Source organism: Pseudorhodobacter aquimaris (genome assembly GCF_001202025.1).
Lineage (GTDB): Bacteria > Pseudomonadota > Alphaproteobacteria > Rhodobacterales > Rhodobacteraceae > Pseudorhodobacter > Pseudorhodobacter aquimaris.
Genome location: NZ_LGHS01000065.1, coordinates 1 through 6,918, shown reverse-complemented (window position 1 = coordinate 6,918; position 6,918 = coordinate 1). Strand labels below are relative to the sequence as shown.

The window sequence follows — 6,918 nt, the reverse complement described above, 5'->3', positions numbered from 1 at the left end:
AGCCTCGTATGCTGGTGGCGACTGCATTGGCAAACAAGCTTGCCCGTACTGTTTGGGCGTTAATAACCACAAAAGAGAACGATCGAATTCCACCGCTGGCTGCATAAGCTTTGCACCATGCGTTGGAGTAAACCGGCAATGTGAGAAGGGCGAAGGAGAGTAAGGAACAACGGTCATAAGACGGGGTTGGGAAAACCAGATAGAAGCCAGGAGCTTTGTGCTCGCATCAACGATTTGGACCCATCCACGGACACCATACAGGCCAGCGGCGTGTGAAAGCCGCATTCAAAGGCCGGACACACGACTGCACTGATCACATGTTCTGAGCAATCTGAAAAACTTCTTGCATTGAAAGGGGCATCCACACACGGGTTCTATAACCCACAAAGGTGGCATTCATCCCTTAGTGGCAAAAGCCCCTTTGGCTTTCGAGAGACGGGCTGCCCAACATGACCTCAGAGACCAGAACTCTCGGGGGGCAAGGCCACATGATCCTGAGAGGGGGTCCGAATTGTGCCTGGCTTGCCGCGCCGTTCGATGATCCGGTCAAGGCTTCGGATCACGCGCTCGGCGCGCTGGGCAAAGTCCACTTCGATCCCAGGCCCTTCGCGGTTGAAGTCATCCAGCACGTTCAGCAACCTAAAGGCACGACCATCCCACAACCGGTCGGCCATGAAATCCATTGACCCGCTGCCCCGCAGCACATGCTTGCATGCGCGAGAGGGAGGTCACATTAGGCGCGTCAGGCAGCGCCAAAGCGTCAGGTTTGTCCCGCATCAACCGCTTCCGGGGCTTGATCTGTTACCCAGCAAGCCATTGCGCAGCAATGGCCTGAGAGGGCGAAGGTTCAACTCCAACTCGCAGTAGATCCGATAAACCCTTTTGTGGTTCCATGGATGCCCCTTTACGTTGTGCAAATGCAGAAAACACAGTCCGAACTCCCAAGTTTTGCAGGCGTCGGTTAACCCGGTCAGCAGATCGGCGATCTCCTCAGTCTCAGCGCACAACGTCGAGCCATAGCGATAGCAGGTCTCGCTGACCCTAAATGGCCTGCAAACCAGCGCAATGCTCACCCCACGTCGCGCCACTGCATTCCCGGCCATCTCGCGGCGTTGAGACGGCCCGGTTACTTTTTTCCAAGGGCTTCCTTGAGCAAGTCAGCCTTGGATGCTCAGATCCGCATACATTCGCTTCAACCGCCGGTTCTCTTCCTCTATGGCTTTCATCTGGCTGACCATGGACGCGTCTGTTACCCGGCAGGGTTTTGCAAAGCAAAAGCCCAAGAGGGCATGCCGCCATATTTGGCTCGCCACTTATAAAATGACGCATTCCCTCTCCGCGATTGCAAAGCAATCACCTGCCGACAAAGGCATCATGCCATGTTCACGGCAAAGGTCGGCCACCGGCACACCGCCTTCCGCCTGTCAGGGGATCAAAAGGATCTGGAGCTCGCTATATCTGGTCAACTTCATTCAAAATCTCTCAGGTATCTTGCCGAGCAAACTTTACGCATGAAGCCCTTTAATTTCGAGGGGATTACCCATCAGAGGCGGTCTGAAACACGAAACGGCCTGCGGTGACTGATACGATTGCGGGGCGTTCGGCTCTGCATGGCCGCTGGCCCTCTTTTCGGTTTGCTTGCAAACCGTTGCCGTGCAACGGAGCGCGCATCCGTCCAAATTGGCGCCAAGAGGGCTGTGTAAATATAGGTATAGCACTCTGTATCTCGGGGCCGAAGGCTGCGGGAAAATATCCCAGTCATGGCAAGCGTTGATACAAGCAGCACAACGGTAGCGAGATCTTGTTTGGTCCGTTGAAAGACCGGAACCCACGTTGCAACCCGTTATGCCAAATGGCCAAAGATATTGCTCTCGCTACAACCGTATTGGTTAAGCTATGTGACCTGGTGCCCAATGCGATCACAGGGGTTATTCACAATGTCCGGCGCGGCAGGAAAGCGTCACCACCGCACAGATCGCCCGTTCCATGATTTTCACCGTTCCCCTTTCGTCTGTAATCGGGCATATCTACACCATCCAAAGAATGAGGCCCAAAATGCACGATATCCGCGCGATCCGAGAGACCCCCGAAGCCTTTGACGCAGCGCTCGCGCGGCGCGGTCTTGAGGCCCTTTCCTCTCGGATTTTGGAAATTGATGCTGCGCGGCGTGCCAAAATTCTGGCCGCAGAAACCGCCCAAGCCGCCCAGAATGCCGCCTCGCGCGATGTTGGTGCGGCCAAAGCGGCCGGTAATGATGCGGAGTTCAATCGCCTGCGCCTTCTGGTGGCCGAGAAAAAGGCCGAAGTCGCCAGCCTTAACGAAGAGGCCGCCGCCGAGGATGCCCGCCTGCGCGAGATTTTGGTCGCTATTCCCAACCTGCCTCTGGATACGGTTCCCGACGGCAAGGACGAAGTGGACAACGTCGAGATACGCCGCTGGGGCACGCCGCGCACGCTGGATTTCAAGCCGCTGGAACATTATCAGCTGCCTGCCGCCCTTCCGGGCCTTGACTTCGCTACCGCAGCCAAACTTTCCGGCAGCCGTTTTGTGGTCCTCAAAGGCGCGATGGTCCGGCTGCACCGTGCGCTGGCGCAGTTTATGCTGGATACCCATATCGAGGAACACGGGCTGAATGAGGTCTGGACGCCGGTTCTGGTCAAGGATGAGGCGATGTTCGGCACCGGCAACCTGCCAAAATTTGCCGAGGACAGCTATCAGACCACCAATGGCTGGTGGATGATCCCGACATCCGAAGTCACCCTGACCAACACGGTCGCGGGGGATACGCTTGATGAATCCCAGCTTCCGATCCGCATGACGGCCCATACGCAGTGTTTCCGCTCTGAAGCCGGATCCGCGGGCCGCGATACATCGGGGATGCTGCGTCAACACCAGTTCGAAAAGGTCGAAATGGTCAGCATCACCACGCCAGAGGAATCACTGGCCGAACATGACCGTATGACCGGCTGTGCCGAGGCAGTTTTGCAAAAGCTGGAACTGCCCTACCGTGTCGTGGTGCTTTGCACCGGCGATATGGGGTTTGGCGCGATCAAGACGCATGACCTTGAAGTCTGGCTGCCGGGCCAAGATACCTACCGCGAGATCAGCTCTGTCTCGGTTTGCGGTGATTTTCAGGCACGGCGCATGAATGCCCGCTATAAACCCGCCGCCGGTGGCAAGCCCGAGTTCGTGCATACGCTCAACGGGTCGGGGGTGGCCGTGGGGCGCTGCCTGATCGCGGTTCTGGAAAACGGGCAGCAGGCGGATGGCTCGGTTCAATTGCCCGCTGCCTTGCAGCCCTATCTGCGCGGCAAGAGCAAGATCACGGCCGCAGGCGAGCTGGTCTGATAATCCGGCCCCGCGCGGGAGTGCCCTGCGCGGGGATCAACTGCCCAAGATCACCCGCACATAGTTGCGCGTCTCGGCATAGGGCGGGATGCCGGAGTGTTTCTCTACCGCGCCCGGCCCCGCGTTATAGGCGGCCAGCGCCAAGCGCCAACTGCCAAATTTATTATACATCATCCGCAAATACCGCGCACCACCTTCAAGGTTTTGGTGCGGATCATGGATATTGACCCCTAGTTTGCGCGCCGTTCCCGGCATCAACTGCGCAAGACCCGTCGCGCCGGCATGGGATTTGGCGGCCGGATTCCAGCCTGATTCTTGCTGCACCAGCCGCAAGAACAAATCCTCGGGAATCGAATGTTTGCGCGCCGCCGCTTTGGCAACGGCAAGATATTGCCCTTTGTAGCTGCCATTGAAACGGGGGATATTGGTGCTTGATGGCACCACGACCGGATTGGGTTGCAAGCGTACAGAGGCCGAATATTGCTTGGAAAGTCGGTTATCCAGCAGCTTGGTTTGGGTTTTGAACACCGTTTTGCGCGAATGGGATTTGCCTGAAAGCACCAGCGCCTCAGCAGATGCGGGGCTGTAGGCAGACCCCGCTGCAACAATCGCAGCAACACAAAAAACACCAAGACTATGACGCATAAAGCTGTCCATCAACACCGAACCAATGTTGCCATTCTACAAGATGACGGGGGATGAAATCTAGCCCTGCCGATGACTATGCCTTCAAACCTGCCGAGCCCTGCGTTTTGGTTGCGACCGCTGGCAGGCCCGCGTATACAAACACAAACCCGTCATGGCCGAAAAAGGCCGCGTCAGGCAATAGAATCTTACGCCTTGATTGGCGTTTCAACCACGGGGGGCCACATGGCTGGATCGGTTAACAAGGTAATCATCATCGGAAATTTGGGCCGCGACCCCGAAGTACGCAGCTTTGCCAATGGCGGCAAGGTCGTGAACCTGCGCATCGCGACCTCGGAAAACTGGCGTGACAAAGCCACTGGAGAGCGCAAAGAGCGTACCGAGTGGCATTCCGTCGCAATCTTTGATGAAAACATCGCAAAGGTTGCAGAGCAATATTTACGCAAAGGCTCCACCGTCTATCTGGAGGGCCAGCTTGAGACGCGCAAATGGCAGGACCAATCCGGCGCGGACCGCTATTCAACCGAGGTGGTGCTGCGCCCCTTCCGCAGCAATATGACCATGCTGGGCGGCCGCAATGACGGCGGATCCGGTGGCGGCGGTGGCTATGAAGACCGTGGCGGTTATGAGGGTGGTGGTTCTTCTTCTCGTGGTGGCTCGGGCGGCGGATATGGCGGCGGCAATGCACCTTCGGGTGGTGGGCGTTCTGACATGGATGACGAAATCCCGTTCTGATTTTCGCGCCTGCGCCGATCTAGACCTGTGACGTTTTCCTGATAAAGGGCTGGCACTTGTCAGCCCTTTATCATCGCGCGCTGACCCGCAGATCACCCCCTATTTGCGTGCGCTTCCAGTCACCGCGCAACAGTCGCAGGTGACTGGCAGGCAACATCGGCAACTCTTCGAGTAGTAAAATCGACAACACGCAAACCCCCGAGACATCGAAATGAAACATCGCCAGCGCCCCTGCGGGGACGCAAAGCAACCATTGCGCCCAATAGCGATATGCATGACGTAATAGGTGTCACCGCTGGCCCGAAGTGTGTTGGTCTTGCCCTGTTTTAGTTCCGGTATCTTTCGAGCAATGTTTGCTATGAAGGAGACAAGGGATGGCAAAGAAGTACACAGACGAGTTTCGGCGTGCTGCAGTGCGGATGGCCGCGACCAGTAGCTTAACGTGTCCGCAGCTTTCGTCGGATTCGGGGGTTGACGTCTCGACGCTGAACAAATGGGGTAACAACACCAGCACGAGGCGCGGGAGGTGCTAAAAAGGCGGCGATCCACTGACCGGCAGGGTTATGCGAAGCATGATCCCGCAAGAGACCTCTCGGGCTCATGCAGGTCACCTCTCGTGGAAATCAATTGGCGGGACCGCCCAATGAGCCAACGCCAGCGGGACGATATGGTGCTTTTGACCCACATCTGTGAGCAGCACCGCCTGAGTTTGCAAAACTATGGGCGCCCACGGATGACTGAAGAACTGCAGGAGCTGGGGCTGAATTTCGGTCAAGGGCGTGTGGGCTCAATCAAAAGTGGGCTGGAGTCATCAGCTACATTTGGACCAGCGAAAGCTACATTCACCATACGGATCGTGGGTCGCAATACTGGTCCCACGAGTATCAGCGCCTCCATCAAGGCGGAGCTGATTTGCGCAACCGCTAGGGCGCCCCGCAGACAAGCAGAAGGAGCAATATTCCACTACATCAATGATGGGGTGGATGCCCCACCCGGCGGCATCGCAATGTGCCAGAATGATAGCAGTTTAAACTGTCATACAAAGGAAGAGCATCCATAGAGAATGTTAGCATAGTAGGAATTGATTTAGCAAAACGGGGCTTCCAACTGCACGGGGCTTCCAACTGCACGGGGCTGCCACCGATGGTTCCGTTGTGTTCCGCAAGAAATTGTCGCGGTCTCAGCTTATTGCGTTCCTGAGTAAGCTTCCAAGGTGCGTTGTTGCTATGGAGGCTTGCGCTACGTCCCATTATTGGGGGCGTGAGATTGGCAAGCTCGGTCACGAGGCGCGTCTAATCCCACCTGTTTACGTTAAGCCGTTTGTGAAGCGTCAAAAGAACGATGCAAATGACGCAGAAGCGATCGCGGAGGCGGCATCGCGCCCGACCATGCGCTACGTCTCGGTTAAAAGCGCAGAACAACAGGCGCAGGGCATGGTCTTTCGAACACGCGATTTATGTGTCCGCCAACGCTCCCAGTTGGTAAACGCTTTGCGGGGTCATTTAGCAGAATACGGTGTCGTCGTCGCTCAAGGGATGGTTCAGTTTAGACGCATGATAACCAGCTTTGATGAAGTTGCGCCTGACCTGCCGACTGAAATCTTAGGCCTTTGCCAAGCATACATCGATCAGATCGCTCTTTTTGACGAACGGATTATGGCGCTGGACCACGAGATCAAAGGCCGCGCAAAAACAGATGAAGCACCATCACGGCTTATGACGATCCCCGGAGTTGGGCCTATGTGTGCTACGACCATTCAGGCCTTTGCGCCACCAATGGAAGAATTTTCTAATGGGCGTGAGTTTGCAGCCCGGGTCGCGGGCTTGTACCAAGGCAGAAGTCGACCGGTGGGCGACAAATCCTGGGTAGAACCTCAAAAATGGGGCAGCGCGATATAAGGCGGTTGCTGATCACAGGCGCGTCGTGCGAATGCACGCCTCGGTCGTGATGGCCGTCATCCGTTGGACCATCCGGAAAGGCCCACCACCTGGATCATGGCTTGCCAAGATGCTGGCGCGCAAGCCTCGTATGCTGGTGGCGACTGCATTGGCAAACAAGCTTGCCCGTACTGTTTGGGCGTTAATAACCACAAAAGAGAACGATCGAATTCCACCGCTGGCTGCATAAGCTTTGCACCATGCGTTGGAGTAAACCGGCAATGTGAGAAGGGCGAAGGAGAGTAAGGAACAA

General features: G+C 56.5%; 3 protein-coding genes and 3 pseudogenes. 4 read left to right on the top strand and 2 right to left on the bottom strand.

Annotated features, from left to right (window positions below; all coding sequences use genetic code 11):
* Positions 1-506: 506 nt before the first annotated feature.
* Positions 507-1,472, bottom strand: a pseudogene (locus AKU94_RS19275) (hypothetical protein); the annotation flags it as partial.
* A 583-nt stretch (positions 1,473-2,055) separates the two neighbouring features.
* Here AKU94_RS19275 and serS point away from each other — a divergent pair.
* Positions 2,056-3,348 carry a serine--tRNA ligase gene (gene serS, locus AKU94_RS11610; protein WP_050527436.1) on the top strand — a complete coding sequence of 431 codons (1,293 nt, stop codon included), beginning with the start codon at positions 2,056-2,058 and terminating at the stop codon, positions 3,346-3,348.
* 36 nt (positions 3,349-3,384) lie between these two features.
* On the opposite strand, the gene AKU94_RS11605 is transcribed toward serS, so the two are convergent.
* Complete coding sequence (locus tag AKU94_RS11605) at positions 3,385-3,993, bottom strand: lytic transglycosylase domain-containing protein (RefSeq protein ID WP_050527439.1); 609 nt, start codon at positions 3,991-3,993, stop codon at positions 3,385-3,387.
* 225 nt (positions 3,994-4,218) lie between these two features.
* Between AKU94_RS11605 and ssb the strand changes: the two genes are divergently transcribed.
* The 3 genes and pseudogenes from ssb (at position 4,219) to AKU94_RS11590 (ending at position 6,855) form a co-directional block, all read left to right on the top strand.
* The gene (gene ssb / locus AKU94_RS11600; RefSeq protein WP_050527438.1) at positions 4,219-4,728 is read left to right on the top strand and encodes a single-stranded DNA-binding protein; all 510 of its coding nucleotides are present in this window, start codon (positions 4,219-4,221) and stop codon (positions 4,726-4,728) included.
* Between the two features lie 628 nt (positions 4,729-5,356).
* Positions 5,357-5,701: pseudogene (locus tag AKU94_RS20450) on the top strand (hypothetical protein); the annotation flags it as partial.
* 83 nt (positions 5,702-5,784) lie between these two features.
* Positions 5,785-6,855: pseudogene (locus AKU94_RS11590) on the top strand (IS110 family RNA-guided transposase).
* The last annotated feature ends 63 nt before the right edge of the window (positions 6,856-6,918 follow it).

What these genes read in the sequence shown, in the direction of transcription:
- serS (WP_050527436.1), top strand. Translation starts at nt 2,056, where the DNA reads ATGCACGATATCCGCGCGATCCGAGAGACCCCCGAAGCCTTTGACGCA.
- AKU94_RS11605 (WP_050527439.1), bottom strand. Translation starts at nt 3,993, where the DNA reads ATGCGTCATAGTCTTGGTGTTTTTTGTGTTGCTGCGATTGTTGCAGCG.
- ssb (WP_050527438.1), top strand. Translation starts at nt 4,219, where the DNA reads ATGGCTGGATCGGTTAACAAGGTAATCATCATCGGAAATTTGGGCCGC.